The sequence below is a fragment of the Aldersonia kunmingensis genome (genome assembly GCF_001646865.1).
GTDB classification, from domain to species: domain Bacteria; phylum Actinomycetota; class Actinomycetes; order Mycobacteriales; family Mycobacteriaceae; genus Aldersonia; species Aldersonia kunmingensis.
This window is the reverse complement of sequence record NZ_LRRB01000324.1, coordinates 41,350-67,875: the sequence shown is the minus strand read 5'-3', so window position 1 is coordinate 67,875 and position 26,526 is coordinate 41,350. Positions and strand designations below refer to the sequence as shown.

At 67.2% G+C, this 26,526-nt stretch carries 27 protein-coding genes; 14 read left to right on the top strand and 13 right to left on the bottom strand.

The features are described 5' to 3' along the window. Positions 1-350: 350 nt before the first annotated feature. Complete coding sequence (locus A8G08_RS26030; protein ID WP_068280864.1) at positions 351-644, bottom strand: WhiB family transcriptional regulator; 294 nt, start codon at positions 642-644, stop codon at positions 351-353. Positions 645-1,233: 589 nt separating this feature from the next. On the opposite strand from A8G08_RS26030, the gene A8G08_RS26025 reads away from it, so the two are divergent. The 3 genes from A8G08_RS26025 (at position 1,234) to A8G08_RS26015 (ending at position 3,982) form a co-directional block, all read left to right on the top strand. After that, complete coding sequence (locus A8G08_RS26025; protein WP_157108811.1) at positions 1,234-2,118, top strand: hypothetical protein; 885 nt, start codon at positions 1,234-1,236, stop codon at positions 2,116-2,118. Positions 2,119-2,274: 156 nt separating this feature from the next. After that, entirely contained in the window at positions 2,275-2,856 is a 582-nt protein-coding gene (locus A8G08_RS26020; protein WP_068280861.1) for a sigma-70 family RNA polymerase sigma factor, read from the top strand. Beyond that, positions 2,846-3,982 (top strand): anti-sigma-D factor RsdA, encoded by a 1,137-nt coding sequence (locus A8G08_RS26015; RefSeq protein WP_084436884.1) that lies wholly within the window; start codon positions 2,846-2,848, stop codon positions 3,980-3,982. The genes A8G08_RS26020 and A8G08_RS26015 overlap by 11 nt, the downstream gene beginning before the upstream one ends. A gap of 106 nt (positions 3,983-4,088) precedes the next feature. Here A8G08_RS26015 and A8G08_RS26010 read toward each other — a convergent pair whose 3' ends face one another. After that, positions 4,089-4,493 carry a DUF5319 domain-containing protein gene (locus tag A8G08_RS26010; protein ID WP_068280858.1) on the bottom strand — a complete coding sequence of 135 codons (405 nt, stop codon included), beginning with the start codon at positions 4,491-4,493 and terminating at the stop codon, positions 4,089-4,091. 300 nt (positions 4,494-4,793) lie between these two features. Between A8G08_RS26010 and guaB the strand changes: the two genes are divergently transcribed. From guaB to A8G08_RS25995, 3 genes are all read left to right on the top strand, one after another. Continuing rightward, positions 4,794-6,260 carry an IMP dehydrogenase gene (gene guaB / locus A8G08_RS26005; protein WP_068280893.1) on the top strand — a complete coding sequence of 489 codons (1,467 nt, stop codon included), beginning with the start codon at positions 4,794-4,796 and terminating at the stop codon, positions 6,258-6,260. A gap of 96 nt (positions 6,261-6,356) precedes the next feature. Beyond that, positions 6,357-7,496, top strand: coding sequence for a GuaB3 family IMP dehydrogenase-related protein (locus A8G08_RS26000; RefSeq protein ID WP_068280855.1), 1,140 nt, complete (start codon positions 6,357-6,359; stop codon positions 7,494-7,496). A gap of 13 nt (positions 7,497-7,509) precedes the next feature. Continuing rightward, positions 7,510-8,628: a class I SAM-dependent methyltransferase gene (locus tag A8G08_RS25995; protein ID WP_068280852.1), complete on the top strand. Its 1,119-nt coding sequence runs from the start codon at positions 7,510-7,512 to the stop codon at positions 8,626-8,628. On the opposite strand, the gene A8G08_RS25990 is transcribed toward A8G08_RS25995, so the two are convergent. Further along, entirely contained in the window at positions 8,625-8,858 is a 234-nt protein-coding gene (locus A8G08_RS25990) for a hypothetical protein (protein ID WP_068280849.1), read from the bottom strand. The two genes, A8G08_RS25995 and A8G08_RS25990, sit on opposite strands and share 4 nt — an antisense overlap. Positions 8,859-9,083: 225 nt before the next feature. Between A8G08_RS25990 and A8G08_RS25985 the strand changes: the two genes are divergently transcribed. Then, entirely contained in the window at positions 9,084-9,932 is an 849-nt protein-coding gene (locus A8G08_RS25985) for a Bax inhibitor-1/YccA family protein (RefSeq protein WP_187344529.1), read from the top strand. A 268-nt stretch (positions 9,933-10,200) separates the two neighbouring features. Here A8G08_RS25985 and A8G08_RS25980 read toward each other — a convergent pair whose 3' ends face one another. Further along, positions 10,201-11,418, bottom strand: a complete 1,218-nt coding sequence (locus A8G08_RS25980) for an acetyl-CoA C-acetyltransferase (protein ID WP_068280835.1) — start codon at positions 11,416-11,418, stop codon at positions 10,201-10,203. Positions 11,419-11,483: 65 nt separating this feature from the next. After that, the gene (locus tag A8G08_RS25975; RefSeq protein WP_084436883.1) at positions 11,484-12,488 is read right to left on the bottom strand and encodes an SGNH/GDSL hydrolase family protein; all 1,005 of its coding nucleotides are present in this window, start codon (positions 12,486-12,488) and stop codon (positions 11,484-11,486) included. 135 nt (positions 12,489-12,623) lie between these two features. Here A8G08_RS25975 and A8G08_RS25970 point away from each other — a divergent pair, with 135 nt between their 5' ends. Next, entirely contained in the window at positions 12,624-14,009 is a 1,386-nt protein-coding gene (locus A8G08_RS25970) for a cystathionine beta-synthase (protein ID WP_068280892.1), read from the top strand. A gap of 58 nt (positions 14,010-14,067) precedes the next feature. Here the strand turns inward: A8G08_RS25970 and A8G08_RS25965 are convergent, their stop codons facing one another. Both A8G08_RS25965 and A8G08_RS25960 read right to left on the bottom strand, forming a co-directional pair. After that, a complete protein-coding gene (locus A8G08_RS25965) occupies positions 14,068-14,583 on the bottom strand; it encodes a hypothetical protein (protein WP_068280832.1) in 516 nt (171 codons plus the stop codon). A gap of 164 nt (positions 14,584-14,747) precedes the next feature. Beyond that, positions 14,748-15,251 (bottom strand): hypothetical protein, encoded by a 504-nt coding sequence (locus A8G08_RS25960; RefSeq protein ID WP_157108810.1) that lies wholly within the window; start codon positions 15,249-15,251, stop codon positions 14,748-14,750. 143 nt (positions 15,252-15,394) lie between these two features. Between A8G08_RS25960 and A8G08_RS25955 the strand changes: the two genes are divergently transcribed. Then, entirely contained in the window at positions 15,395-16,567 is a 1,173-nt protein-coding gene (locus tag A8G08_RS25955; protein ID WP_068280885.1) for a cystathionine gamma-synthase, read from the top strand. 63 nt (positions 16,568-16,630) lie between these two features. Here the strand turns inward: A8G08_RS25955 and greA are convergent, their stop codons facing one another. Next, entirely contained in the window at positions 16,631-17,125 is a 495-nt protein-coding gene (gene greA / locus A8G08_RS25950) for a transcription elongation factor GreA (RefSeq protein ID WP_068280829.1), read from the bottom strand. Between the two features lie 245 nt (positions 17,126-17,370). After that, positions 17,371-17,796 (bottom strand): DUF4307 domain-containing protein, encoded by a 426-nt coding sequence (locus A8G08_RS25945; protein WP_068280826.1) that lies wholly within the window; start codon positions 17,794-17,796, stop codon positions 17,371-17,373. Positions 17,797-17,929: 133 nt separating this feature from the next. Here A8G08_RS25945 and mca point away from each other — a divergent pair, with 133 nt between their 5' ends. Genes mca through A8G08_RS25930 form a run of 3 tightly spaced genes read left to right on the top strand, consistent with a single transcriptional unit; the run spans position 17,930 to position 21,149 of the window. Beyond that, positions 17,930-18,808 (top strand): mycothiol conjugate amidase Mca, encoded by an 879-nt coding sequence (gene mca, locus A8G08_RS25940; RefSeq protein ID WP_068280884.1) that lies wholly within the window; start codon positions 17,930-17,932, stop codon positions 18,806-18,808. Further along, entirely contained in the window at positions 18,805-19,107 is a 303-nt protein-coding gene (locus tag A8G08_RS25935; protein ID WP_068280823.1) for a hypothetical protein, read from the top strand. The genes mca and A8G08_RS25935 overlap by 4 nt, the downstream gene beginning before the upstream one ends. Before the next feature lie 8 nt (positions 19,108-19,115). Then, a complete protein-coding gene (locus A8G08_RS25930) occupies positions 19,116-21,149 on the top strand; it encodes a thioredoxin domain-containing protein (protein ID WP_068280820.1) in 2,034 nt (677 codons plus the stop codon). A gap of 57 nt (positions 21,150-21,206) precedes the next feature. Here the strand turns inward: A8G08_RS25930 and trhA are convergent, their stop codons facing one another. From trhA to A8G08_RS25915, 3 genes are all read right to left on the bottom strand, one after another. Next, positions 21,207-21,875, bottom strand: a complete 669-nt coding sequence (trhA, locus tag A8G08_RS25925) for a PAQR family membrane homeostasis protein TrhA (RefSeq protein WP_068280817.1) — start codon at positions 21,873-21,875, stop codon at positions 21,207-21,209. Positions 21,876-21,943: 68 nt separating this feature from the next. Then, positions 21,944-23,521, bottom strand: coding sequence for a phytoene desaturase family protein (locus A8G08_RS25920; protein WP_068280814.1), 1,578 nt, complete (start codon positions 23,519-23,521; stop codon positions 21,944-21,946). Next, positions 23,514-23,954, bottom strand: coding sequence for an SRPBCC family protein (locus tag A8G08_RS25915; RefSeq protein ID WP_068280883.1), 441 nt, complete (start codon positions 23,952-23,954; stop codon positions 23,514-23,516). Before A8G08_RS25915 ends, A8G08_RS25920 begins: the two co-directional genes overlap by 8 nt. Positions 23,955-24,097: 143 nt before the next feature. On the opposite strand from A8G08_RS25915, the gene A8G08_RS25910 reads away from it, so the two are divergent. Both A8G08_RS25910 and A8G08_RS25905 read left to right on the top strand, forming a co-directional pair. Next, the gene (locus tag A8G08_RS25910) at positions 24,098-24,865 is read left to right on the top strand and encodes an isoprenyl transferase (protein WP_068280811.1); all 768 of its coding nucleotides are present in this window, start codon (positions 24,098-24,100) and stop codon (positions 24,863-24,865) included. Between the two features lie 78 nt (positions 24,866-24,943). Then, positions 24,944-25,606, top strand: coding sequence for a hypothetical protein (locus A8G08_RS25905; protein WP_068280809.1), 663 nt, complete (start codon positions 24,944-24,946; stop codon positions 25,604-25,606). Here A8G08_RS25905 and coaA read toward each other — a convergent pair. Beyond that, complete coding sequence (gene coaA / locus A8G08_RS25900) at positions 25,578-26,510, bottom strand: type I pantothenate kinase (protein WP_068280806.1); 933 nt, start codon at positions 26,508-26,510, stop codon at positions 25,578-25,580. The genes A8G08_RS25905 and coaA overlap by 29 nt on opposite strands. Between the last annotated feature and the right edge of the window lie 16 nt (positions 26,511-26,526).

Below are 26,526 nucleotides of genomic sequence, written 5' to 3'. Positions count from 1 at the left end.
CTACGCGCAGTGGGTGATCGAAGAGGTCAAGCCAAAGCTGCAGTGATCGAGAGCGTCGGTCACATCCACCGGCAGGATGCATGAGGTCGACGTGATGGAAAACCGTTGCTGTTGCAAGCCCGTGACGACCGCTGTGTCGTCACGCTGACGCTGAACCGGCCGGGGGACCTTCAATGCGCTGTCCGAGTCGATGCTCGACGCACTGGGGGGCCTTTGACGCACTTGCGAGCGACGACGGGGTGCGCGCCGTCGTCGGAAGCGCCCGCCAAGCTGGGCGCCGGAGATCGCGCAGGGGTAAGCCGGACACCGGAGCCCCTGGATCCCACCGGATCCAGGGGCTCCGTGGTGTCTCAGGCGGGAATGCGCCGGCGGCTGCGCCGCGAGTGCACTTCGCGCTCGGTCTCGGACATGCCGCCCCAGATGCCGTACGGCTCGCTCACCTGGAGCGCATGCGAGCGGCATTGCGCCAGGACCGGGCACTGGCGGCAGATTTCCTTTGCGCGCAGCTCACGTTGGGCCCGGGCACGGCCGCGTTCGCCGTCCGGGTGGAAGAACACCGCAGAGTCGACGCCACGGCAGAGTCCGTGCATCTGCCAATCCCATAGATCGGCGTTGGGGCCGGGAAGGTTCGTCGGCTGTGGCATGTGAACTCCTCTGGTGCGAGCTCGGCGGTCGAGCGGGTGGACGGAACCGCGTGTTTTGCGGTTCCGAGGTATCCCCGGATCACGGGCGCCGCCGAGGGCGGAGCCCACGGCGGCGATGAGTTACGTTATGGCCCGCGTAGAAATCGCGTCAATACTTTGGCGTGGTGGTGATTTCCATACCCCCAAACCCCGAAAATTAACCTGGAAGCCGTTTGCTTTTCGATCACACCGGGTATGGAGTGTGATCTTCAGGTTGGGGTTCTGGCCGGGATCGTCGTTGAAACCTATTGGCGCAGTGGGTGAATCACGCTGACGCCGGTGTTCCTACGATCGCTCGGTGCCGCCTGATATTGAAGGCGAATCGCAACGGCAAAGTCAAGTGCATTTCCGAAACGTTAACCGCTTGTGAAATGTAGGGCATTCAGTTGAGCTAGCGTCCAGTTGGGGTAAGCGCGTAGTGTGATGTATTCGACGGAGATTTACTGAAGAGAAACAATCTCGGTTTCAATTATTACTTGCGTTTTCCGGTCGGCCGGTCTGTGAGCGCCGGCCCGTAAGTGCGTCGGGGCTCGCCCCTAGAGTCGGCGGCGTGCACAACGAGGGACTTTCGGTGGCGAGTGTTCTCGCTGGATCCGCTTTCGGTGATGGATTCGGCGCGAATCCGGAGGGGCTGCGGCTTCCGCCTGCGACCGACGCTGTCGAGTCGTGGTGGCGCGCGGTGGCGCTGGGCGGCGCCGGCTATTACGCCCGGGCTCGTACGGAACTTGCCCGTACCCGCCGATTGGCGCTTAGCGGTTCGACGGTCCCGCTTGCGACGCCGGCGGTTCTCGCGCCCGAGTCTGTGCTGTCCTTATCGCTGAGCACCGAGGCTTCGTGGTTGCGTCAGTTGGGCTGGCACCGCCGCGCTTCGGGATTCGACGGCGCAGCGCTCGCCCGGGTACCCCGTGACCCGGACGCCGCGGGACGAAGCGATGCGCTCTGCGATGCGCTGATCGGCCTGGCCGCGGACGCGCTCGGGCAGGGCAGGCTGGCGGTCGGCGAACGCCTCCTCGATCGATGTCGCGAGGTGCTCGCCGATCCGAATGAGCAGGTGCCGAGCCCCCGCATCGGAATCCGCCTCGCGTGGGTTTCCGCGGAGCTGGCGATGGCGGGCGGACACGCCGAACGGGCCCAGCCTGCCGCGGATGTGGCCGTAGTACTGTCCGCCGGAGCCGAATCCGTTCGGCATCGGGTCAAGTCCGGTTTGTTGTCCGCCGCGGCCAGGTGTGCGCGAGGAGACGTCGACGCTGCCCGCGTGGCGGCCGATACCGTCCGTGAGCAGTGCAGACGCCACGGCCTGCTACCACTGGAGTGGGCTGCCGGAATGTTGCTGGCGGCCGTGGTTGATGAGGCCGAAGCTGTATGTGTGAGTGTTGATGTGGGTGCCTGCGCCGCCGAACTGGCCCGGCGCGGCGGGTCGTTGCGGGAGGTGTGACGTGGATCGCAGTAGCTGCGGGTGTGGCAACGATCTCAGGGGCTTTTGGTGTGGCAATTGTCCGTCTCGATATGGTTGGTGGGTTCCGCCCACGGGCGGAAGCACGCCCGGGTCGGGGGTTGTGCCACGCGGTAGGCCAGGAAGCTCTCGCTGACGATGTCGAACGGTAACGAGGAACTCGACGCTGCGGTTCGCCTCGCGGCGAAGGGAGACCGCGACGCCCTCGGGCGAGTGCTGGGAATCGTTCGGCCCCTTGTGGTTCGGTACTGCCGGACTCGGGTCGGCGGTGGCGATCGTGGCCATATGTCTGCCGACGACGTCGCCCAGGAAGTGTGTCTGGCGGTGATGACGGCGCTGCCCAGGTATCAGGATCAGGGCCGCCCTTTCATGGCGTTCGTTTATGGCATCGCCCAGCACAAAGTCGCTGATGCGCATAGAAATGCTTCGCGTAACAAAGCTGACGCGATGGCCGATGTACCGGATGTCGTAACCGACGATTATGGGCCTGAACAGCGCGTGCTTGATTTCGAGTCATCGAAAGAAGTGGGCGCTTTACTCGAGACCCTTCCGGCCAAACACCGGGAGATCTTGATTCTGCGCTTAGTCGTCGGGCTGTCAGCGGAGGAGACAGCAGCGGCGACCGGAAGTACGGCAGGTGCGGTTCGTGTAGCTCAGCACCGCGCGCTGACAAAGCTGAAGGCGCAAGTAGCAAGGGCGGGAGAAGTTCATGGGTACTGACGAGGCGCGTGGCGTCGGAGGGTCGCTCGACGGCGATCCGTTCGGCCATACCGACCCTGTCGACCCGATCGATGCGTTCCTCGATGAGGGACCCATCGACATCGCGGCGGTGCGGCGTGACGACGCACTGATCAACGCGATCGCGGGGGATGGCCCGGTAGCAACCGACAGCGCGGACGAGTATCAACTCGCAATGCTGCTCTCTGCCTGGCGGGCAGAGCTCAATTCCACACCTATGCCTGCGGGTCCGGATCTGGACACGGTTGTGGCAGCGGTGAACGAGGAAATCGCCGCAGTTGCGGCCATGCGCAACGGTCGCCGCCGGTTGCGGCTACTCGGCCCGGTTACCGCCGCGGCCGCCGTGATCGCGGTTGTCACCGGTATCACCGCTATCAGTTACAACGCGAACCCGGGCGACCCGCTTTGGTCCGTGAAGGAAGCTGTCTTCAGTAAGCAGGCCGATTCCACGATGGCCCGGATCGACAGCTCCACCGATCTCGACGCCGCCGAGCAGGCGCTAGCGCAGGGTGACGTGAACGGCGCGAAGTCGTTGCTCGAGCGCGCCGGAAACCGCGCGAGCGATGTCGACAACTCCGCGCACCGTGGCGATCTCGAAGATCGTCTGGCTGCGCTGCGCACTGAGCTCGAGGAGGCGGGCGGTTTGGGAACCATGCCGATCCCGCTGCCGTCGCTGCTGCCGCCGATCACCACCGGGTCGCTCCTGCCGCCGCTGCTGCTGCCGTCGACCACGTCGACCTCTGCACCGTCGGTCACAGACCAGCTGATCCCGGACAGCACGGCGAGCTCGGCGGCCGCGCCGACGCAGGAACTGCCGCTGCTTGTGCCGACCACGCAGCCGCCCCTGACCGTCGATCCCGACGAGCCGACGCAGCCGTATGTGCCGCCGGTCGAGCCGACCACGATTTTCGAACCCACGACCCCGAGCGTCGAAAACCCGCCGGCTAGTGACACGAACACGCTGATCCCGCCTCCGGTGGATAACCAGCCGGGCGCGGAAGTGCCGCCGCCGACGACGATCCGCTCGGATCCGCCCCTGCTTCCGCATCCCGGCGCTGTTCAGCCGGGTGGACTGGGTGTGAATCCGGACGGGACCGGCGGTTTGTGACCAGGGCGTTCGCGCCTGACCGAATGATCTTCACCTCCCGCTGACGTAGGACAAACGAAAGGCTCGGCCGGAATCCGGCCGAGCCTTTCGTTTGTCGTAAGTCGGGTCAGGCGTCGAAGCCGTCGCCGTGCAGTGCCTCGTTCATCGACGCATCCGCGTAGCCGCGGCAGTAGTCCCAGGTGACGTACGCCTCGGGGATCGGGTCGTAGGCCGGCTCGTGTGGCCGGACGGTGCCGTCGACCAGTAGCTGCAGCAGGTTCGCGCGCAGCATGTCCCAGTCGTGATAGTGATCCTGCTTGCAGTCCTCACAGCAGACGACCAGGCCACGAATGCCGCGATGACCGAGTAGCGCCTCGTACACAGCGAGATCGGCGAGATCTTCTTCGACGGCGAGTCGTTCCTGCGGACTAAGCGGTTCACCAGGCTCGATGGCATCCAGTGCCGCCGAGGGATCTGCGGGGTCGCCCGCGAACGGGTCGGGTGGGAGTCCGGGTGGCAAATGGTCACGCACACCACAACGGTACGCAGTGGGATGTGGTCTTCGCCAGCGGTCGCCCTTCGGTGTGGTGTGTTCGCACCAACTGGAGCCGATACCATGGTCTTAGCGGCGGGGAAAGTTGTCGATTTCCTTTCCCGCGCGTGACCAGCTAACACATCCACGACGAGCCGGGTGGCCGTCGGCTGTCCGAGCACAGGAGGACCCGATCCGATGAGCACTATCGCCGGAACCGGGAACGTGGCGTCCGCGGCGGCCCGTGCTGCCTCGGCGCCGCGCGTACACACCGGCGGGGACGACCCGAACAAGATCGCGATGCTCGGTCTGACCTTCGATGACGTACTGCTGCTGCCCGCCGCGTCCGATCTGATCCCCAGCGGCGTGGACACCTCGAGCCGGCTGACCCGCGAGATCACGCTGCGCGTGCCGCTGGTGAGCTCGGCGATGGACACCGTCACCGAGGCGCGGATGGCGATCGCCATGGCACGCGCCGGTGGCATGGGAGTGCTCCACCGCAACCTGCCGGCGGCTGAGCAAGCAGCCCAGGTGGAGACGGTGAAGCGGTCCGAGGCCGGCATGGTCACGGATCCGGTGACCTGCAAGCCGAACGACACGCTGGCCGAGGTCGACGCGATGTGCGCCCGCTTCCGGATCTCCGGCCTGCCGGTCACCAACGAACAGGGCGAACTGGTCGGTATCATCACCAACCGGGATATGCGCTTCGAGGTCGATGACCAGCGCCACGTCTCCGAGGTCATGACCAAGGCTCCGCTGATCACGGCGCGCGAAGGCGTCACCGCAGAGGCCGCGCTCGGCCTGCTGCGACGGCACAAGATCGAGAAGCTCCCGATCGTGGACGGCCGTGGGCACCTACGTGGGCTCATCACCGTCAAGGACTTCGTGAAGACCGAACAGCATCCGTTCGCGACCAAGGACCGCGACGGCCGGCTGCTGGTTGGCGCGGCGGTCGGCGTCGGACCGGATGCCTGGTCGCGTGCGATGGGTCTTGTCGACGCCGGCGTGGACGTCCTCATCGTGGACACGGCGCACGGTCACCAGGTTCAGGTGCTCGAGATGGTTGCGAAGGCGAAGGCCGAGGTTGGGGACCGCGTCCAGGTCGTTGGCGGCAATATCGCGACCCGTGCGGGCGCGCTTGCACTGGTCGAGGCCGGTGCGGACGCTGTGAAGGTCGGTGTCGGCCCCGGCTCGATCTGCACCACCCGCGTCGTCGCCGGTGTTGGCGCGCCGCAGATCACCGCGATCCTCGAGGCGGTCGCCGCGTGCAAGCCGCACGGCGTGCCCGTGATCGCCGACGGCGGTCTGCAGTTCTCCGGCGATATCGCCAAGGCACTCGCCGCGGGCGCATCAACCGCCATGCTCGGCTCGCTGCTCGCCGGCACCGCCGAGTCCCCTGGCGAGCTGATCCTCGTCAACGGCAAGCAGTTCAAGAGCTACCGCGGCATGGGTTCGCTCGGTGCCATGCAGGGCCGTGGGCAGGCCAAGTCGTTCTCGAAGGACCGCTACTTCCAGGACGACGTGCTGGCCGAGGACAAGCTGGTCCCCGAGGGCATCGAGGGCCGGGTTCCGTTCCGTGGCCCGCTCGGCTCGGTGATCCACCAGCTCACCGGCGGCCTGCGTGCCGCGATGGGCTACACCGGCTCCAATACCATCGCGGACCTGCAGCAGGCGCAGTTCGTGCAGATCACCGCCGCGGGCCTCAAGGAAAGCCACCCGCACGACATCACCATGACGGTGGAAGCGCCCAACTACTCGGCGCGTTAGCGGTAGCTTCACTTCCGAGTCACCCGAGAGAGCAGCCGCGACACACGCGGCGCCACCGGAGCTGCCGCGAAAGCGGCGCCAACAGAAAGGACGCGCGTGCGCGACCTCGTTGAAATCGGCATGGGCCGCACCGCCCGCCGGACCTACGAACTGGACGATGTCGACATCGTTCCGTCGCGTCGCACCCGTTCGTCGAAGGACGTCTCGCTGTCCTGGCAGCTCGATGCCTATCGGTTCGACATCCCGATCCTGTCGCACCCGACCGACGCGCTCGGTTCGCCGGATTTCGCGATCGAACTCGGCCGCCGCGGCGGCCTCGGTGTGATCAACGGCGAGGGCCTGTGGGCACGCCACACCGATGTCGAGACCAAGCTCGCCGAGCTGGTGGAATCGGCCGAGAAGGACGACGACCCGGACGCGCCGATCCAGAAGCTGCAGGCGTTGCACCAGGCGCCGGTACAGCCCGATCTGCTCGCGGAGGTCGTCGCGAAGGTGCGCGCTGCCGGTGTGACCACCGCGGTCCGGGTCAGCCCGCAGAGCGCCCGGGCCGTGACCCCGGCGCTGCTGAAGATCGGCATCGACCTGCTCGTCGTGCACGGCACGATCATTTCCGCCGAGCATGTCGGCCGCGGCGAGGAAGAGCCGTTGAACCTCAAGACCTTCATCGCCGAACTCGATGTTCCGGTCGTGGCGGGTGGCGTGAGCGATCACCGCACCGCGCTGCACCTGATGCGCACCGGTGCTGCCGGCGTGATCGTCGGCTACGGCTCGATGGCCGGCGCCACGACTACCGGCGAAGTGCTCGGCATCGGTATCCCGATGGCCACGGCAATCGCCGATGCCGCCGCCGCACGACGCGACTACCTCGACGAAACCGGTGGCCGCTACGTGCACGTGATTGCCGATGGCGACATCGCGACCTCGGGCCACCTCGCCAAGGCCATCGCCTGCGGCGCGGACGCCGCCGTTCTCGGTGCGCCGCTCGCGCTCGCTGCCGAGGCGCCCGGCGGCGGCTGGTACTGGCCGTCGGTGGCGGCGCACCCGTCCATGCCGCGCGGAGCCATGCTGCCGGTCTCGGCTGGTGAGCGCCCTAGCCTCGAGACGGTGCTCAGTGGCCCGTCCGATGATCCGTACGGCTCGCTGAACCTCGTCGGCGGTCTCCGTCGGTCGATGGCGAAGGCAGGCTACTCCGACCTCAAGGAGTTCCAGCGGGTCGGGCTGAGCGTCCGCGCCTAGCGGCCCACCCGATATGAGCGAGGACATCTTCGCCGGCCTGCGCCGGTTTCCCGATGACGAGGCCGTCAATCTCTTCGCTGTCGATGCGGCCGACCGGCTGATTCTCGACACGGCGGTCGACGCACTCGCCGATGCCGAGTCGGGCACGGTTGCCGTGATCGGCGACAACTACGGCGCGTTGACGCTCGGTGCGGCCGCTGCCGGGGTGCGCGGCATCCGGTCGTTCTGCGATCCGCTCACCGGTGAGCAGGCGCTCGCGCACAATGCGGACCGCGCCGGACTGTCCGATGCCTACCGGCAGTGTGAGCTGGGGCCTGATCTGCTGGCCGGTGCGCGCACCGTGCTGATGCGGCTCCCGCGCGGGCTCGACGAGTTGCGCGAACTCGCCGATGCGGTCGCGCGCTGGGCCGACCCCGCCGTTGTCGTCTATGCCGGTGGCCGGGACAAGCACATCACCGTCGCAATGAATGGTGTTCTCGGCGAGTCATTTTCGGTCGTGCAACCTACACGCGGCCGGCAGAAGTCCCGAGTGGTCGTCTCAACCGAACCGAAACCGGTTGGTGCGCAGCCATCTCCGATGCGTGCCGAGCTACCCGATCTCGGCATCACCGTGGTCGCGTTCGGCACCGCCTTTGCCGGTGCCAAACTCGATATCGGCACCCGGTTCCTGCTCGACTTCCTTCCCCGAATGCCGTCCGATGCCCGGACTGTCGTCGATTTAGGCTGCGGTACAGGCATTCTCGCGGTCTGCCTCGCCAAGGCGCGGCCGGAAATCGAAGTGATCGCGACCGATCGCTCGGCGGGTGCGGTGGCCTCTGCCCGCGCGACCGCGGCGGCCAGTGGTGTCGGTGATCGTGTAGTCGTCACCCGCGACGACGCCCTCGCCGAGTTCCCGGCCGGCACCGCCGACCTCGTGGTGTGCAACCCGCCGTTCCATTCCGGTGCGAGCGTGAACACCGGTTTCGCCGACAAGTTGTTTCGCGGCGCGGCGCGGGCGTTGCGCCCCGGCGGGGAACTATGGACGGTGTACAACTCCGACCTCGGCTACAAGGCGGATCTCGCGCGCCTCGTCGGGCCGACCGAGCAGGTGGGCCGCAACCGCAAGTTCACGGTGACGCGCTCGCGCCGCTAGGCGCCGGTGTCCGGCTCCTCGCGTGCCAGCTTGCGGTCCGCGCTTTCGCCCTGTTTGGCCTCACGCGCGGTAGTGCCGAACTTGTCTGCCTCGCTCCAGCCCTCGGGCGCGTCGTATACGTCGTCATCGGCAGTGCCGAGTTCGTCGGGATCGAGGCCCTCGGCCTGGTCGAGGAGTTCTGCTTCCACGTCGTCGCGGGGTTGGTCCGCGTCGGCGATGCTTTCGCACATGGGGCGGGAATGCCCCGTCCGAGCGCGCGCTACACGCCGCACCGCTACGGTTGCGGGCAAGTGCGGTCGCTGCCGGACCGGACAATCGGGCGCACGCGGGTAGAGTCCGAATTGTCCGAAGGACACGATGTTCGCTGGGAACCTGCCGCGAGCGTCCGGCGTTTACCGTACAAGGAGAGACGAGAGCACTCGTTTCGCCCGGTCACACGAGAAGGGATGTGCACGGTGCGCACGACCACCAACCCGGTGTTCCGCAACCTGCCCAAGCAGGAGGGCGGCGGATACGCCACATTCGGGTCCGCCGCGGCCGGCGCAGGCCAGGTAGCCCAGCAGGGATACGGGCAGCAGTACCCGCCGCAGCAGTACGAGGCTGCGCCCGAGACCCGGTCCATGACGATCGACGATGTCGTCACCAAGACCGGCATCACTCTGGCCGTCCTGACACTGACCGCGATCGTCTCCTACGTTCTCGTCGACGGGAACGCCGACCTCGCCGCACCGTTCGTCATCGGCGGCGGCCTGATCGGTCTGGTCCTCGTGCTCGTCGCGACCTTCGGCCGCAAGATGGACAACCCCGCCCTGGTGCTCGGCTACGCGGCGGCGGAGGGCTTCTTCCTCGGCGCGCTGTCGTTCATGTTCACCAACGTCGAATTCGGCGGTGCCGGCGGCGGTGAGCTGATCATCCAGGCCATCCTCGGTACGTTCGGCGTCTTCTTCGGCATGCTGGTCGTCTACAAGACCGGTGCGATCCGGGTGACGCCGCGGCTGACCCGAATGATCATCGGCGGCCTGATCGGCGTGATGGTGCTCGTGCTCGGCAACCTGATCGCGAGCTTCTTCACCCCCGGCGGCTTCGGCCTGCGCGACGGTGGAGCGATCGCCATCATCTTCAGCCTGGTCTGCATCGCGCTCGCCGCGTTCAGCTTCCTGCTCGACTTCGACGCTGCCGACCAGCTGATCCGGGCGCGCGCGCCCGAGAAGGCGGCCTGGGGCGTGGCCCTCGGCCTCACCGTCACCCTGGTCTGGCTCTACGTCGAGATCCTGCGTCTGCTGAGTTACTTCAACAGCGACTAGCAACCGACACGACAGCGGCCTCGCGCATCAGCGCGGGGCCGTTCTCGTTTTCGGGCGCCCAAACGGGTGCAAATTGTGTTCCCGGGTGCGAAGTTTCGCCCCCGTTTACCAATTTCGCACCGGTTTAGCAGTCCTTCACGAGTGCAAAACCTGTTCGTGGGTGCGAAGTTTCGCCCCCGTACGGAAGATTTGCACCCGCGAAGCGAGCCAAAAAGAAGCACCCGCGGGCGACGAATCGCCCGCGGGTGCTTTGTGACCCGAAGAGGGATCAGCTGAGGCGCTCGAGCACCATCGCCATGCCCTGGCCGCCGCCGACACACATGGTCTCGACGCCGAAGGTCTTGTCCTGCTCGCGCAGGTTGTTGAGCAGGGTGTTGGTGATGCGGGCACCGGTCATGCCGAACGGGTGACCGATCGCGATCGCACCACCCGAGATGTTGATCTTGTCCTCGTCGAGGTCAAGCGCACGAGCCGAGCCGAGCACCTGAACGGCGAACGCCTCGTTGATCTCGAACAGGTCGATGTCGGAGGTCGACATCTTCGCGTAGCCGAGGGCCTTCTTGACCGCTTCGATCGGGCCGAGGCCCATGATCTCGGGGGACAGGCCGGTCGCGGCGGTGGAGACGATTCGCGCGAGCGGGGTCAGGCCGAGGGCCTTGGCCTTGGTGTCGGACATGATCACGAGCGCGGCAGCACCGTCGTTGAGCGGGCAGGCGTTGCCGGCGGTCACGGTGCCGTCGGGACGGAAGACCGGCTTCAGGCCGCTGATGCCCTCGTAGGTGGTGCCGGCACGCGGGCCGTCGTCGGTGGAGACGACGGTGCCGTCGGCCAGGGTGACCGGGGTGATCTCGTTGGCGAAGAAGCCGCGGTTGATCGCGTCCTCGGCGCGGTTCTGGCTGCGCACGCCCCAGCGGTCCTGGTCCTCGCGGGAGATACCGGTGTAGGTCGCGACGTTCTCCGCGGTCTGGCCCATCGCGATGTAGATGTCGGGCAGCACGCCGTCCGCACGCGGGTCGGTCCAGGTGACGCCGCCAAGCGCGGACTGCGCGGTGCGCGCCTGCGCATCGGCGTAGCGGTCGTTCTTGGTGTCGGGCCAGCCGTCGGCGTTGCCGGACGGGAAGCTCGAGACCGACTCGACACCGGCGGAGATGAAGACATCGCCCTCACCAGCGCGGATGGCGTGCATCGCCATCCGGGTGGTCTGCAGCGACGACGAGCAGTAGCGGTTGACCGTGACGCCGGGCACGAAGTCGTAGCCGAGGGTCGTGGCGACAACCTTGGCGATGTTGAAGCCGGACTTACCGCCGGGCTGACCGCAGCCCATGATCAGGTCGTCGATCTCGGTCGGGTCGAGCTCGGGCACCTTCGCGAGCGCCGCGGCGACCATCTGAGCGGCCAGATCGTCCGGCCGAACGTCCTTGAGCGATCCCTTGCCGGCGCGACCGATCGGCGAGCGCACAGCAGAAACGATTACTGCCTCGGGCATTGCAAAACTCCTCTGTGGAACCTGATCCCTATTCGTGGGTCAAATCACTATGGTCGCGGGCAACATTACGTCGCGCGGGCGGCGGCGCTTCGGTGCCGTCCGGAATCTGCCGCCGCGAGCACCGTCTGCGCCGTGGCCGTGTCGTCGTGGCGGCGGAGGAAACGGTTGAGCGCATCGACCGCGCGGGCACTGGTTCGGCGCTTCTCCGCAGCCTCGGACAACTCGGGCGCGTCGGGGATCGGACCGCCCCGCCATTCGCCGAGTGCCGCGGCGAGCACCGGCAGCAGTTCCTCCGCAGCAAGTTCGTATCCCGCGGCGGACGGGTGGAACTGATCGGGGGAGAACATACGGTCGGGTGCGGCGAGGAACTCCGGCGCGAGCAGGTCGGCCAGTGCCACCGGATGCCCGCCGCCCGCACGCGTCGCCTCGGCCTGGGCGCGCGCCAGCCGGAGCCCCCAGTTCCGTACCACCGTGCGCAGCGGTTGCGGGATCGCGGTGATGACGCCCAGATCAGGGCACGTCCCGACCACAACAACGGTGCCCGCCTGATGCAGCCGGTCCACGGCCTCGCCGAGCCGGCGCGCCGAGGCCGCGATGGAGTGCTTCTTCGTGACGTCATTGGCGCCGATGAGGATGACGGCGGCGTCCGGTGCAGGACCGGTGATGAACATCGCGTCGACCTGGCCGGAGAGGCCCTTCGAGGTTGCGCCCGGAATCGCCTTGGTGCTCAACCGGATCCGTTGCCCGGTCTCCTCGGCGAGCCCGCGCGCAATGCGTACGCCCGGCACCTCCTCGGCAATCGTGCAGCCCTGCCCGGCTGCGGTGGAGTCGCCGAAGATCATCAGGTGCAGGTCGAACGGTGCTCCCGCAGTTTCCGGTGCGACGCACCCGGGGGAGTAGATCCCGTCCGCTGCGGGGGGTTTGGCGGTGTCGCGGCCTATCACACCGCGCGCCGTCGCCGCCTGATTCATCAGGTAGTTGTAGGCCGCCCAATACGCCGTCCCGGCGCTCGATCCGGCAACCACCGTCGCGGCGCCCGTTACCGCCGCCACCCGCCATCGGGGAGTCATCGCCTCACCCCTCGATCCACCGTTTCCCACGACATCTTGAGCCGATTCGAATCTAGTCGCTGAGCGGCAAGCGCGTCGGCACACTAAGGGGTAGCCAGCGAAGTGTTCACCCGGCCGTTCTGGGACGATGGAGTCATGCGTATCGCTGAGCATGTCGTCGATCTCATCGGGAACACCCCGCTCGTCAAGCTCTCGTCGGTAGTGCGGCCGAATTCCGGCGTGGTCGCCGCCAAGATCGAGTACCTCAACCCGGGCGGCAGCTCGAAGGACCGTATCGCGGTGAAGATGGTCGACGCCGCGGAGGAGTCCGGCGCGTTGAAGCCCGGTGGCACGATCGTGGAGCCGACCTCCGGCAACACCGGCATCGGCCTGGCGCTCGTCGCCCAGCAGCGCGGCTACAAGTGCGTTTTCGTCTGCCCGGACAAGGTCAGCGAGGACAAGCGCAACGTGCTCAAGGCGTATGGCGCCGAGGTCGTGGTGTGCCCGACCGCCGTGCCGCCGGAGCACCCGGACAGCTACTACAACGTCTCCGACCGGCTGACGCGCGAGATCCCGGGCGCCTGGAAGCCGGACCAGTACTCCAACCCCGGCGGCCCGGCGAGCCACTACGAGACCACCGGTCCCGAGATCTGGCGCGACACCGATGGCAAGGTCACACACTTCGTTGCCGGCGTCGGCACCGGCGGCACGATCACCGGCGCAGGCAGGTACCTGAAGGAAGTTTCGGGCGGCAAGGTCAAGGTCGTCGGCGCCGACCCCGAGGGCTCGGTCTACTCCGGTGGCACCGGACGGCCCTACCTCGTCGAGGGCGTGGGTGAAGACTTCTGGCCCAGCGCGTACGACCCGGCCATTCCGGACGAGATCATCGCGGTCTCGGACGCCGATTCGTTCGAGATGACCCGCCGCCTCGCTCGCGAGGAGGGCCTACTGGTCGGCGGCTCGTGCGGCATGGCCATGGTCGCCGCACTCGAGGTTGCCGAGCGGGAGGGCCCGGGCGCTGTGGTGGTCGTGCTGCTGCCGGACGGCGGCCGCGGCTACCTGTCGAAGATCTTCAACGACGACTGGATGCGCTCCTACGGGTTCCTCCGCTCGCGCCTCGACGGCAAGACCGACGAGCCGACAGTGGGCGATGTGCTGCGCGGCAAGTCCGGTGCGCTGCCGGATCTCGTGCACACCCACCCGTCCGAGACGCTGCGCGACGCGATCGAGATCCTCCGCGAGTACGGCGTCTCGCAGATGCCCGTCGTCAGTTCCGAGCCGCCGGTCATGGCCGGTGAGGTCGCGGGCAGCGTCACCGAGCGCGACCTGCTTTCGGCAGTTTTCGAGGGCCGTGCGCATCTCGCCGATCCCGTTGCCAAGCACATGAGCCAGCCGTTCCCGCTGATCGGTGCAGGCGAGCAGGTATCGGCTGCGACCAAGGCCCTCCACGACACCGATGCGCTGATGGTGGTGGAGGATGGCAAGCCGGTCGGCGTTATCACTCGCCACGACCTGCTCGGCTTCCTCAGCGAGAGCAGCTGATCCGAACAGCAAAAGGCCGGGCAGGCGATGCCTGCCCGGCCTTTATGCCAGTTGCGGTCTACTCGGCGTCGAACTCGCCGTGACTCGGAATATTGAGCTGGTCCGTGGTCACGTCGGTGACGACTCGTCCCTTACCGGTGGGCTGGAACATCGCGTGCTGCATGCTGCCGGAGGGGCCGGCGGTGAGCTGGAATTTCCATTCACCCGTCTTGCCGGTGTGCACGTTGCGCCATGCGACCCGAACCCCCACGCTGCAGCTGGCTGCGAGCGAGGATCCGGCCGCCGAGCCGGACGACCAGCCGCTCGACGAGCCGCTCAAGCCCTGCCACGGCAGCGCCTGCACATTGAGCATCGCTCGGCCATGCCACTCCGCGTTGGCCGATGCCCACACCCGGATGCTTCCCGCGCAAAACCCGCCGACGGTGGTGATCGTCTGCACCTGACCGAGTTCTTTGTCGCGGGTGGGCGCTGCCTGCGCCGGCGCGACGGTGCTAAACAGGCCCGCAAGCGAAATTGCCAACACAGTCACTGCGCGGAGCAATGCCTTTCGGCTGGGCCAATTCGGCAAACTCATACAATTCCTTTCTGAACGCTTGACCAGTAGAGGGTAGCGGTTCGTAATGTTGGACCCGAGGTGCTGCTGCGAAGGCCCCGCCGGGCCGTGCTGGGAACGCGTAGCCGATCCGGACAGCAGAAGGCCGGGCAGACAATGCCTGCCCGGCCCTTGGTGTTTACGACCTAGAAGACGTCGTACGCGCTGAAGCTCGGAATGTTCAACTGGTCGGTGGTCACGTCGGTCACTATGCGTCCCTTCCCGGTGGGCTGGAACAGCGCGTACTGCATGCTGCCGTACGGACCGGAAGTGACTGCGAAGCGCCATTCACCGACCTGGCCCGTGGTCACATTGCGCCATCCGACCCGCACACCCACGACGCAGGGGCCGCCGAGACTCGAGCCGGCCGAGGTCCCCACCGAGCCAGTTGCCAACCCCTGCATCGGCAGCGCCTGCGCATTGAGGATCGAGCGATCACCCCAGTCCGTATTGGTCGTTGCCCATACCCGGACGCTGCCTGCGCAGAACAGGCTGCCGCCGGCAAGGGTGTGCACCTGGCCGAGTTCGGTGACGCGCGTGGGGGCCGCTTGGGCCGGCGCGGTCATGCCGAACAGGCCCGCGAGCAGGACGAACAGCACGGTCGCTGCACGCAGGAGTGGCTGTCGGATAGGCGTTGTCGGCAAGCTCATAATGGTGTCCTCCCTGGAAGGCAGGCTATCGGCTGGCGAGCGTCCGTTTCGGGACCTTGTGGTAATTGAGAGAAGATTCTTGCTCATTGTGGCTGGATGTCCCGCCGATTTCAGGCCATGCGGCGGGGAATATGCTCATCGCCATGAGTGAGCAGCGCAGCAAGGCCGACCGCGCGAACTGGCAGGGGTTCTCCACCCGTGCCGTGCACGCCGGGTTCGACCCGGATGCCCAGACGGGTGCGGTGAATGTCCCGATCTACGCGAGTTCGACCTTCGCGCAGGACGGCGTCGGCGGTATGCGCAATGGGTTCGAGTACGGCCGCACCGGCAACCCGACGCGGCGCGTACTCGAGGACAATCTCGCCGCGATCGAGTCCGGCACCTTCGGCCGGGCGTTCGGCTCGGGCATGGCGGCAACCGACTGCATGCTCCGCGCCGCGCTGCGCCCGGGCGATCACCTCGTCATCCCGAACGACGCGTACGGCGGCACGTTCCGGTTGATCGACAAGGTGTTCACGGAGTGGGGCATCGAGTACTCGGTGGCGCCCGTTTCCGACGTGGACGCGGTCCGTGCACAGATGCGACCGAACACCAAGCTTGTCTGGACCGAGACCCCGACCAACCCGCTTCTCAACATCGGTGACATCGCCGCGCTCGCGGAGGTGGCGCACGCCGGCGGTGCAAAGCTGGTGGTGGACAACACCTTTGCCTCGCCCTATCTGCAGCAGCCGCTCACCCTCGGCGCGGACGTGGTGCTGCACTCGACGACCAAGTACCTCGGCGGTCATTCCGATGTCATCGGCGGCGCGCTGATTACCGACGACGAGGAACTCGACACCAAGTTCGCGTTCCTGCAGAACGGCGCGGGCGCGGTGCCGGGCCCCTTTGATGCGTTCCTGACACTGCGCGGCATCAAGACGCTTGCGCTGCGGATGGATCGGCACAGTGACAACGCCGAGGCGGTTGTGGAGTTCCTCACCGGCCACGCGAAGGTTGCCCAGGTGATCTACCCGGGCCTTGCCGAGCACCCCGGCCACGCGGTCGCGGCGAAGCAGATGCGCCGATTCGGCGGCATGATCTCGCTGCGCCTCGCCGACGGTGAGGCGGCGGCACGGGAACTGTGCGCCCGCACCGAGGTATTCACGCTCGCCGAGTCGCTCGGTGGCGTCGAGTCGCTTATCGAGCATCCGGGCGCGATGACGCACGCCTCGACGGCCGGCTCCGCGCTCGAGGTTCCCAACGACCTCGTGCGCCTGTCGGTCGGTATCGAGGACGCCGCCGACCTGATCGGCGACCTGGAGCAGGCACTCGCCTGATCAGCCCAGACAAACGAAACGCCCCGGACCGAATGGTCCGGGGCGTTCGTCGTTTCGAGCTGATCAGGAGTGGTACGGCTCCGCGCTGACCAGCGTCACCTTCATGGTGTTGCCGTTGGGGAGCGTGTACTCGCGGGTCTCGCCGATCTTGGCATCGAGGAGCGCGCCGCCGAGCGGGGAGTTCGGCGAATAAACCTCGAGTTTCGACTCGCGCAGGCCCTCCTCGCGGGTGGCGATCAGGAAGGTCTCGGTGTCCGACTCGTCGCCGTCGTAGTACACCTTGACCACCGAACCGGGGAGCGCGACACCGGACTGGGTGGGCGCCTCGCCGACCTTCGCGTTGTTCAGCAGCTCCTGCAGCTGGCGAATACGCGCCTCCTGCTGGCCCTGCTCCTCACGCGCGGCGTGGTAGCCACCGTTCTCCTTGAGGTCGCCCTCTTCACGTCGTTCGTTGATCTCCGCCGCGATGACCGGACGATTGGCAATGAGCTGGTCGAGCTCGCTCTTGAGCCGGTCGTGCGATTCCGGAGTCAGCCAGGTCACCTGGGTCTCGGTCATCTCAATAGCTCCTATATCGTGTCGAGGCGGCAATCATGGTGCCCGCCCATACAGTGCCGACAAACCCGCCCGGCCGAACCAATTCAAGGGTCCCACCGTGCGAGATGTCGTGCTGGCGCCGTTACTCATGCGCCGCCAATGCAGCAAACACGGCTCCGATTGCCCGGAACCGTGTACCAGGCAATTCTACCACGAGTTGCCGATTTCACACGGTGGACGCGTTTTGGGGGTTGCGCTAACGCGACTTAGTTGACCTCGAGATACGCCGGAACGTCGAACGAGCAGCCGTAGACCTCGCCGATGACCGGCGGGCGCGATGTCCTGATGGGCACATCGAATTGCACAGTGCCGCTGTCCGAGGGGGCGACATAGACCTCGCGCCTGCCCGTCTCGTCACCCTGGCGCGACCGCGCCCGCACGATGCACACCGCAGGCCGGCTCGGATCCTGCCTGGTCACACCCATCTTGATGGTCAGGGTCGAGTCGTCGACGACCTCGAAGGAGACTTGCTTCCCCTCGATTTCCTTGACCCCGAACTCCCGGTAGCCGACGTAGGCGATCCCGATACCGAGTGCCACCACGAGCACGCCGAGCAGCACGATCACCCAACGCGAGGAACGTCGGCGACCCGTTGCGGACGGGTAGCGATCGGCTGGGCCGACGTGGGTCATGAAAGCTCCGGACGGGGAGGTGGCGGGGGTGAGGCTGAGCGCACAGTGCGACGAGTGGAACTATAGGGAGGTGACGCGCCGCTGTTTCAGGCGGGCGCTGGTGTAGCGAACCAAAGCTGAGGTGAAGGAAAACGTGAGCGGACTGCGGCTCATGGCGGTGCACGCCCATCCCGACGACGAGTCGAGCAAGGGCGCGGCCACGCTGGCCAGGTACGCCGACGAGGGGCACGAGGTTCTGGTCGTCACCCTCACAGGGGGCGAACGGGGCTCGGTGCTCAACCCGGCGATGGACATGCCCGGCGTCGAGGATCGGATGATCGAGATCCGCCGCGAGGAGATGGCGGAGGCCGCCCGGATTCTCGGGGTGCAGCAGCACTGGCTCGGATTCGTCGACTCGGGATTGCCCGAGGGCGATCCGCTGCCGCCGCTGCCGGAGGGATCGTTCGCGACCGTTCCGCTCGACGAGGCGACCGAGGCGCTGGTCCGCGTCGTGCGCCAGTTCCGTCCGCAAGTGATGATCACCTACGACGAAAACGGCGGTTATCCGCATCCGGATCACATTCGCTGCCACGAGGTTTCGATGGCCGCGTACGAGGCGGCCGGCAACCCGGCGCTGTTCCCCGAGGCCGGCGAGCCGTGGGAACCGCAGAAGATCTACTACACGCACGGCTTCATCCGGCGTCGCCTCGAGCTTTTCAAAGAGGAGTACGACCGCAACGGTGATGCGTTCCCCATGCAGGAGTGGTTGGACCGCTGGCGGCCCGAGCATGGCGACATCATGGCCCGCGTGACGACCCAGATCCAGTGCGGCAAGTACTTCACCAACCGCGACGACGCGCTGCGCGCGCATCGGACGCAGATCGACCCGAATGGCGCCTTCTTCGCGATCCCGCTGCAGTTGCAGCAGCGCGTCTGGCCCACTGAGGAGTTCGAGCTCGCCAAGACCCGGGTGCATACCGGGATTCCCGAGACCGACCTGTTCGCCGGAATCAACACGGACGGCGCGGAATGATCACTCAGATTCTCGCGCAGAACCCGACCGGGCCGGAGTTCGGCAAGGCATCGCCGATCGGGCTCGTCATTGTGCTGCTGCTGCTCGTCGGGCTGGTGCTGCTGATCCGCTCGATGAACAAGCAGCTGCGCAAGCTCCCGGATACCTTCGAACCGGACCATCCCGAACAGGACCAGGCCGCCGATGAGGGCACCGATCGCTTTTCGGATACCGATGACACGGGGCAGCCGAAGTCCGGTGGCACCGCCGAGCAGAAGCCGAATGGGAACGACACGGCGGGGCACGGCACCGATCGTTAGGAGCCACACTGCGTAACGCGAACGCGCTCGGCGCGGCGACGAGTCCCTACCTTCGTCAACACGCTGGCAATCCGGTGCACTGGCAGGAATGGAGCGAGGACGCGCTGGCGTGGGCGCGCGAACGCGATGTGCCGATCCTGCTCTCGGTCGGTTACGCAGCGTGCCACTGGTGTCACGTGATGGCACACGAGTCGTTCGAAGACGACGACACCGCCCTCGTGATGAACGACAACTTCGTGTGCATCAAGGTGGACCGCGAGGAACGCCCTGACATCGACGCGCTGTACATGAACGCGACCGTCGCGATGACCGGGCAGGGCGGCTGGCCGATGACGTGTTTCCTCACGCCCGCCGCCGAACCGTTCTACTGCGGCACGTACTACCCGAAGACGGCGCGCGGCGGGATGCCGTCGTTCACGCAAGTGCTCCTCGCGATCGCGCAGACCTGGCGAGACCGACGCGAAGATGTGCAGGAGGCCGCGACCGGCGCGGTGGATGCGTTGCGGCAGAACGCCGACGCGCTGCCCGCGGGTGAGTTCGAGGTGAACGCCGAACTTCTCGACCACGCCGTTGCTGCTGTGCTGCGTGACGAGGACCGGACTCATGGCGGTTTCGGTGGCGCACCGAAATTTCCGCCGTCCGCATTGCTCGAGGGCCTGATCCGCAACTTCGAACGAACCGGTGCTCCGCAGGTGTGGGAGGCTGTGCACCGCACCGCCGAGGCGATGGCGCGCGGCGGTATTTACGACCAGCTCGCCGGCGGGTTCGCGCGATACGCCGTCGACACCACATGGACGGTGCCGCACTTCGAGAAGATGCTCTACGACAACGCGCAGTTGCTGCGCGTGTACGGGCATCTCGCCCGGCGCAGCGGATCCCTGCTCGCGCATCGGGTCGCGGAGGAGACCGCCGAGTTCCTGCTGACGGACCTGATCACGGAGGCCGGAGGCTTCGCCTCGGCGCTGGATGCCGACACCGTCGTGGACCCGGCCGCCGAGGGTGTCGAGGGCGCGACCTACGTCTGGACGCCGGGGGAGCTGGCCGGTGAACTCGGCCCGGCCGACGGCAACTGGGCCGCAGAGCTTTTCGCCGTGACCACCGCAGGCACCTTCGAGCACGGCACCTCGGTGCTGCAGCTGCCGGTCGATCCAACCGACGCGCCGCGAATGGCCCGGGTGCGTGCGGCGATGCGTGAGGTGCGCAACCGGCGCCCGCAACCCGCGCGTGACGACAAGGTGATCGCCGCCTGGAACGGCATGGCCGTCAACGCACTCGCCGAGGCCGGTGCCTCGCTAGGGCACGCCGAATGGGTGCAGGCCGCGGCACGATGCGCCCGGCACCTGCTCGACGTGCACGTCACCGACGGCCGGGTGCGCCGAGCCTCGCTCGGCGGCACCGTCGGGACCGCGGACGGTGTGCTAGAGGACTACGCCTGGCTCGCGACCGGACTGCTCGCACTGCATCAGGCCACGGGCGAATCCGACTGGCTGGCTCAGGCGCAGGAAATCCTGGACGCCGCGATCTCCCATTTCGCCGACCCCGACGAACCGGGCGGCTGGTTCGACACCGCCGACGACGCCGAAGTACTCGTCCTGCGTCCGCGCGACCCGATCGACGGCGCGACGCCCGCCGGGGCATCGTCGCTGGCGGAGGCGCTGCTGACCGCGTCGTGTCTGGCGGACCCGGATGCGGCGGCTCGCTACGGCGAACTGGCCGACGCGACGCTGCGGCGGGCATCGGTGGTGCTCGCGCGGGCGCCGCGCTCGGCCGGCCAGTGGCTCGCCGTGGCGGAGGCGGCAATTCGAGGTCCGCTGCAGGTCGCGGTGTCGCTGGGTGAGGACGGGGACACCGGACTCCTCGCCGAGGCACGCAGTTACGCGCCGGGTGGCGCGGTCATCGTCGGAGGCCGTGCCGATTCGACGCCGCTGCTCGTGGACCGTCCGCTAGTCGAGGATGCCGCCGCGGCCTACGTCTGCCGGGGCTTCGTGTGCGACCGCCCGGTGCTGACCGTGGAGGATCTGCGGGAGGCACTGGCCCGCTGACCTACCCGATCTTGGTGGCACCGCACTCGGCTCGGCAGTGCGGCTCGAAGGCAGTGCTCAGCCGAGCACGATCAGCCACACCGCGAAGTAGTGGCATAGCGCCGCGAGAACCGTTGCGGCGTGAAAGAACTCGTGATGCCCGAAGGTGTGCGGCCAGACATCGGGCCACTGGGTGGCGTAGAGGATTGCCCCGCCGCTGTACAGCAGGCCGCCGATGACCAGCAGCACCATCGGCGCGACCCCCACCTGATGGGTTATCTCGCCAACAACCGGTAGCACCGCCCAGCCGAGCAGCAGGTACAGCGGGACACCGACCCAGCGCGGCGCGCCCGGCCACAGCATCTTCAGTGCGACACCCGCGGCGGCGCCGGACCAGACCACGGTGAGCAGGATCTTGCAGGTGTCGGGAGGCAGCCCGAGCACCGCGAAGGGCGTGTAGCTGCCCGCGATGAACAGGAAGATCATCGAATGGTCGGCGCGCTTCATCCAGATCCGGTGGCGCGGGTTGTGCCAGTGAATTCGGTGGTACGCCGCACTGACCCCGAAGACTCCGCACACCGTGGCCGAGTAGACGGCGGTAGCCCAGCCAGCCGCTGCCGAGTGCACGACGACCGCCGTCGCCACGAGAGCGATGCCGGTGACCACCGAGACCGCAAAGGCCCAGGCGTGAATCCAGCCCCGCATACGCGGCTTGACGGGTAGTTCGTCGAGGCCAAGGACGGTCAACTGCGGCTCCTGTGTCGGGGACGAACCTACGGTACCGTAGGTTCTCGTTCATTCCCCGCAGTGCGAGGTCAGCCGCCTGCGAGCAGCCGCATGACCGCGCGGCGGGTGCGGCGACGTGCGCCGCCGAGGAGCGCGGACCGCGCCGCCGCATAGCCGCACGCGCCGTGCACTCCACCGCCAGGGTGCGCCGACGAACTGCCCAGGTACAACTTCGCGATCGGGGTCTCCGGGCCGCCGAGGCCGGGCACCGGCCGGAAGACGAGTTGTTGATACAGCTGGGCGGTTCCGCCGTTGACCGCGCCGCCGTGCAGGTTCGCATTCGCCGCTTCGAGATCGCTCGGCCGCTGCACCTGCCTGCCGACGACCGTGTCCCCGAAACCGGGCGCGTGCGCCTCCAGGACGCGGTCCACTCGTGTCGCGAGCTCGTCGGCGAGGCCATCGTCGTGCATCTCGCGCGGCAAATGGGTGTAGGCCCAGGCGCTTTCGGTGCCGGCCGGTGAGCGCGAGGGGTCGGCCGTGGTCATCTGGCCGAACAGCAGGAACGGCGACTCGGGCAGCACGCCGGTGTTCAGATCGGTCATCCAGCGCACCAGGCCGCGCTCGTCGGCGCCGAGGTGTACGGTTCCCGCGTCGGCGAGCCCGGCTGACCGCCACGGAATAGGCTGCGACAGAGCGTAATTCACCTTGACCGTCGGGGTGTCCCATTCGAAGTCCCGAAGGCTCGACTGCACCGCGCTCGGCACGGCATCGCTCGGCAGTAGTGCGGTGTACAGCGCCGGGGCCGAGACGTCGGCCACGACAGCGCGCCGCGCGGTGATCAGCTCGCCGCCCGCGAGGCGCACGCCCGTGGCTGAGCCGGAGCGCGTCTCGATGGTCTCGACGCGCGCACCGCAGCGCACCCGGGCACCCGCGGACTGTGCGCGAGCGACGAGCGCCGCGGACAGCGCGCCCGCGCCGCCGACGGGAACGGGATTGCCGCCGTCCTGCCCGAGCATCGTCAGCAGGTACCCCATGACGCCGCTGCCGGGGGCGTCGAGCGGTATGTCGGCATGGGTCGCGTTGCCGAGGATCAGCAGCCGGGCCTGCTCGCTCGCGAACAGTTCGCGTGCCATCCGCCGTGCGGGCAGCATCAGGAACCGGACCAGGGCCAACAAGTCGCTGCGACCGGTCGCACGCAGTAACTTCGTGGCGGCCTTGACCGGTGGAAACGGGTCGAGCAGCGCACCGAGCAGCGGCTCGCGATGTTTGTGCCACTGCTCAACCGTGCGCAGCCAGGCATCGCGGTCGTCGATGTCGAAGCGGCCGAGTTCGTCGGCCGTGCGGTCCGGGTCCGGGTGAAGCAGGACGGCGTCGCGGTCCTCCGGACTGCGCGGGTGGCCGAGCACCGCGGGTGCGCGCGACCAGCGCAGGCCGTGGCTTTCGAGGTCCAGGCGGCGCAGTACCCGTGAGGCCACCGCGAGTGGATAGAACGCGCTGAACAGATCCGAGCAGTAACCCGGGAACAGTTCTGCACTCCGCACCGCTCCGCCGGGTTCGGGCTGCGCCTCGACGACCAGCACGTCCCAGCCCGCGTCGGCCATCGTCGCGGCGGCCACCAGGCCGTTCTGCCCGGCGCCGATCACGACTGCGTCGACGGTGTCAGTCACCGGTGGAACGCTCCGCAAGGAGGGCGAGCCGACGCAGCGACTCGACGTTGCGTGGATGCATTGCCGCGCGCTGAGCCGGGCGCGGGACCAGCGTGAACGGCGGCGTGCTCAGGTGCTCGATGATTTCGATCTTGCAGCCGCGCACGAGGTCGTGCAACCGAATGATCACCTCGGCTTTGCCGAACGGCATCGCCCTGGCCTCCAGGCGCAGTTCCCGGCCCGGATGGCAATCGAGCGACTGGGTTGTGTCGTTGATGAGCAGTGGCCACAAGCCGATCGAATGGTGGATGCGGCTGCCCTCCTTCGGCCAACCGGGGTCGACGGCCCGGATTCGCGAGGCCCCGACAACCCACAGTGGGAACTTCCAGCCGTCGGACAGCACCTCCCAGACCTCATCTGTCGACGCGGCGGTCTCATAGCTGGTGGTCGGCACGGCGTCCTCCCCAATCCGCAGGTTGCCAGCCGGATACCCGTCCGCGAATCGCCGAAACGGCACTGTGGCATGGGTCGCACAGCGGCAAATCCCGTCGGCGTAGGGTTTAGACCCGTGTTGAATCTCTCCGGGGCGCGGCAGCTGTGAAGCCGCGCGGTCTGCTCTACAAGCTGTACGAGCGTCGATTGCTGGCGCAGCTCGACGGTTTGGAGCACCCGCGCCACGTCGCCGTCATGTGCGACGGGAATCGCCGCTGGGCCAGGGAAAATGGCTTCACCGACGTCACCCACGGGCACCGGATGGGTGCGCTCAAGATCGCCGAACTGCTCACCTGGTGCGATCAGGCCGGCATCGAAATGGCGACCATCTACCTGCTGTCCACAGAGAACCTGCGACGCGATGCGTCCGAGCTCGACTCGCTGCTCGAGATCATCACCGATGTCGTCGAGGAGATCAGCGGACCCAGCAAGAACTGGAGCGTCAAGATCGTCGGCACGCTCGACCTGCTGCCTTCGGAATCGGCCCGCCGCCTCAAGGAGGCCTCGGACCGCACGGCGGGCCGCACCGGCACCCACGTCAACGTCGCGGTCGGCTATGGCGGGCGACAGGAGATCGCCGATGCCGTGCAGTCGCTGCTGACCGAGCGGATCGCGGCCGGCGTGAGCGGTGACGAACTGGCCGGGCAGATCACCGTCGACGCGATCGATGCGCATCTCTACACGGGCGGTCAGCCGGACCCGGATCTCGTCATCCGCACCTCGGGCGAGCAGCGGTTGTCCGGCTTCCTGCTGTGGCAGAGCGCGTACTCGGAGATCTGGTTCACGGAGGCGTACTGGCCCGAGTTCCGCCGGGTCGATTTCCTGCGTGCACTGCGCGATTACGCCGCCCGGCATCGCCGCTTCGGCACCTGACCAGCCGCGCGCCGGGAACGCCCGGATTGCCGGTAACCCCAGTCACACCAATTGCGGGACTGGCGTAGCCTTCGCCTTGTGGCACAACCGAATGTCAGTGACGACGCGGCCTATATCTCTTACGAGAACTTCGGCCGTCGGTTCTTCGAGTTGGCCGTTTCGCCCGAACGGGTCGCCGCAGCATTCGGTGAGCTGGCCGGCAGTTCCTTCGACTTCGGTCCGATCGGTGCCGGGCCGGGCCGGTTGGCCAAGGTCTCGGCCAAGGTGCATGTCGGATCGCCCGAGTTGAAGCGGAACGACGGCGAGACCATCACCTTTGATCTCACCATCCCGATCCGGCTGCATTTGCTCATCGACCTGTCCGTGGACAAGCAGCGCTTCGACGTCGACGGCGATGTCGTGCTCCGGCTGACCGTGCGGGCCGCCGAGCCGCTGTGGGTGATCATCGACGTCGACGAGCCGTCCTCCGAGGATGTGCTCATCGACGTGCGGGCAGAGACTTTGCGCGGCAATGTGCTGCGCGCGCTCGGCAGCGTGGATCACGAGATCAAGCGGTTCGTGGCGCGCTACATCGCACAGGAGATCCGCAAGCCGCATATCGAGGCCGCCCGCACGATCGATGTCATCTCCCAGATCGAACGGGCCTGGTCCACGCCGACCGGCAAACGCGACGAGTCTGGTGAGGATGCGCCGGACGAATCCGGCAACGCGCCTACAACTTCCGGAGCCGCAACCGATTGATCGAATGATCGGCGTCCTTACGCAGCACGAGTGTGGCGCGCGGGCGGGTCGGCAGGATGTTCTCCACCAGGTTGGGCCGATTGATGTTGTGCCACAGCTCTTCTGCGGCACTGGTGGCCTGCGGATCGGTGAGGCCCGCGTAGTGGTGGAAGTGTGCCTGCGGATCGGCGAAAGACGTTCCCCGTAGCGCGAGAAACCTTCGCACATACCACTTTTCGATGTCCTCGATCCGGGCGTCCACGTAGATCGAGAAGTCGAACAGGTCCGAGACCATCAGCCGCGGACCGGTTTGAAGGACGTTGAGTCCCTCGATGATGAGGATGTCCGGCTGCTTGATCAGGTGGTACTGCCCGGGCACGATGTCGTACGAGACGTGTGAGTAGACCGGCGCAACCACTTCGGGGGCACCGGATTTCACCTCGGTGACGAAGCGGAGCAGCTTTCGCCGGTTGTAACTCTCCGGAAATCCCTTGCGGTGCATGATGCCGCGGCGTTGCAGCTCGGCGGTGGGGTAGAGGAAGCCATCGGTGGTGACAAGGTCCACGCGTGGGTGGTGCTCCCAGCGCGCGAGCAGCGCCTGCAACACACGAGCGGTGGTGGACTTGCCAACCGCAACACTGCCGGCGACGCCGATCACGAACGGCACCTGCTGGTCCGGATGCGATTCGCCGAGGAAGGTGGCGGTGGCCGCGAAAAGCCGCTGTCGTGCGGCGACCTGCAGGTGGATCAGTCGGGCCAGCGGGAGGTAGACCTCGGCGACTTCCTCGAGATCGATCTGTTCACCGAGACCGCGCAGTCCGAATAGTTCTTCCTCGGTGAGCACCAGCGGGGCCGACTTACGCAGCTCGCGCCACTGCTTGCGGTCGAACTCGACATAGGGACTCGGCTCGCTCACGCGCGGCATACGCATACCCGCTGCT

Excerpts from the sequence above, each read along its gene's own strand:
- A8G08_RS26030 (WP_068280864.1), bottom strand. The coding sequence starts at position 644 with ATGCCACAGCCGACGAACCTTCCCGGCCCCAACGCCGATCTATGGGAT.
- A8G08_RS26020 (WP_068280861.1), top strand. The coding sequence starts at position 2,275 with ATGTCGAACGGTAACGAGGAACTCGACGCTGCGGTTCGCCTCGCGGCG.
- A8G08_RS26015 (WP_084436884.1), top strand. The coding sequence starts at position 2,846 with ATGGGTACTGACGAGGCGCGTGGCGTCGGAGGGTCGCTCGACGGCGAT.
- guaB (WP_068280893.1), top strand. The coding sequence starts at position 4,794 with ATGCTCGGTCTGACCTTCGATGACGTACTGCTGCTGCCCGCCGCGTCC.
- A8G08_RS25995 (WP_068280852.1), top strand. The coding sequence starts at position 7,510 with ATGAGCGAGGACATCTTCGCCGGCCTGCGCCGGTTTCCCGATGACGAG.
- A8G08_RS25990 (WP_068280849.1), bottom strand. The coding sequence starts at position 8,858 with ATGTGCGAAAGCATCGCCGACGCGGACCAACCCCGCGACGACGTGGAA.
- A8G08_RS25980 (WP_068280835.1), bottom strand. The coding sequence starts at position 11,418 with ATGCCCGAGGCAGTAATCGTTTCTGCTGTGCGCTCGCCGATCGGTCGC.
- A8G08_RS25975 (WP_084436883.1), bottom strand. The coding sequence starts at position 12,488 with ATGACTCCCCGATGGCGGGTGGCGGCGGTAACGGGCGCCGCGACGGTG.
- A8G08_RS25970 (WP_068280892.1), top strand. The coding sequence starts at position 12,624 with ATGCGTATCGCTGAGCATGTCGTCGATCTCATCGGGAACACCCCGCTC.
- A8G08_RS25965 (WP_068280832.1), bottom strand. The coding sequence starts at position 14,583 with ATGAGTTTGCCGAATTGGCCCAGCCGAAAGGCATTGCTCCGCGCAGTG.
- A8G08_RS25960 (WP_157108810.1), bottom strand. The coding sequence starts at position 15,251 with ATGAGCTTGCCGACAACGCCTATCCGACAGCCACTCCTGCGTGCAGCG.
- A8G08_RS25955 (WP_068280885.1), top strand. The coding sequence starts at position 15,395 with ATGAGTGAGCAGCGCAGCAAGGCCGACCGCGCGAACTGGCAGGGGTTC.
- greA (WP_068280829.1), bottom strand. The coding sequence starts at position 17,125 with ATGACCGAGACCCAGGTGACCTGGCTGACTCCGGAATCGCACGACCGG.
- A8G08_RS25945 (WP_068280826.1), bottom strand. The coding sequence starts at position 17,796 with ATGACCCACGTCGGCCCAGCCGATCGCTACCCGTCCGCAACGGGTCGC.
- A8G08_RS25935 (WP_068280823.1), top strand. The coding sequence starts at position 18,805 with ATGATCACTCAGATTCTCGCGCAGAACCCGACCGGGCCGGAGTTCGGC.
- coaA (WP_068280806.1), bottom strand. The coding sequence starts at position 26,510 with ATGCCGCGCGTGAGCGAGCCGAGTCCCTATGTCGAGTTCGACCGCAAG.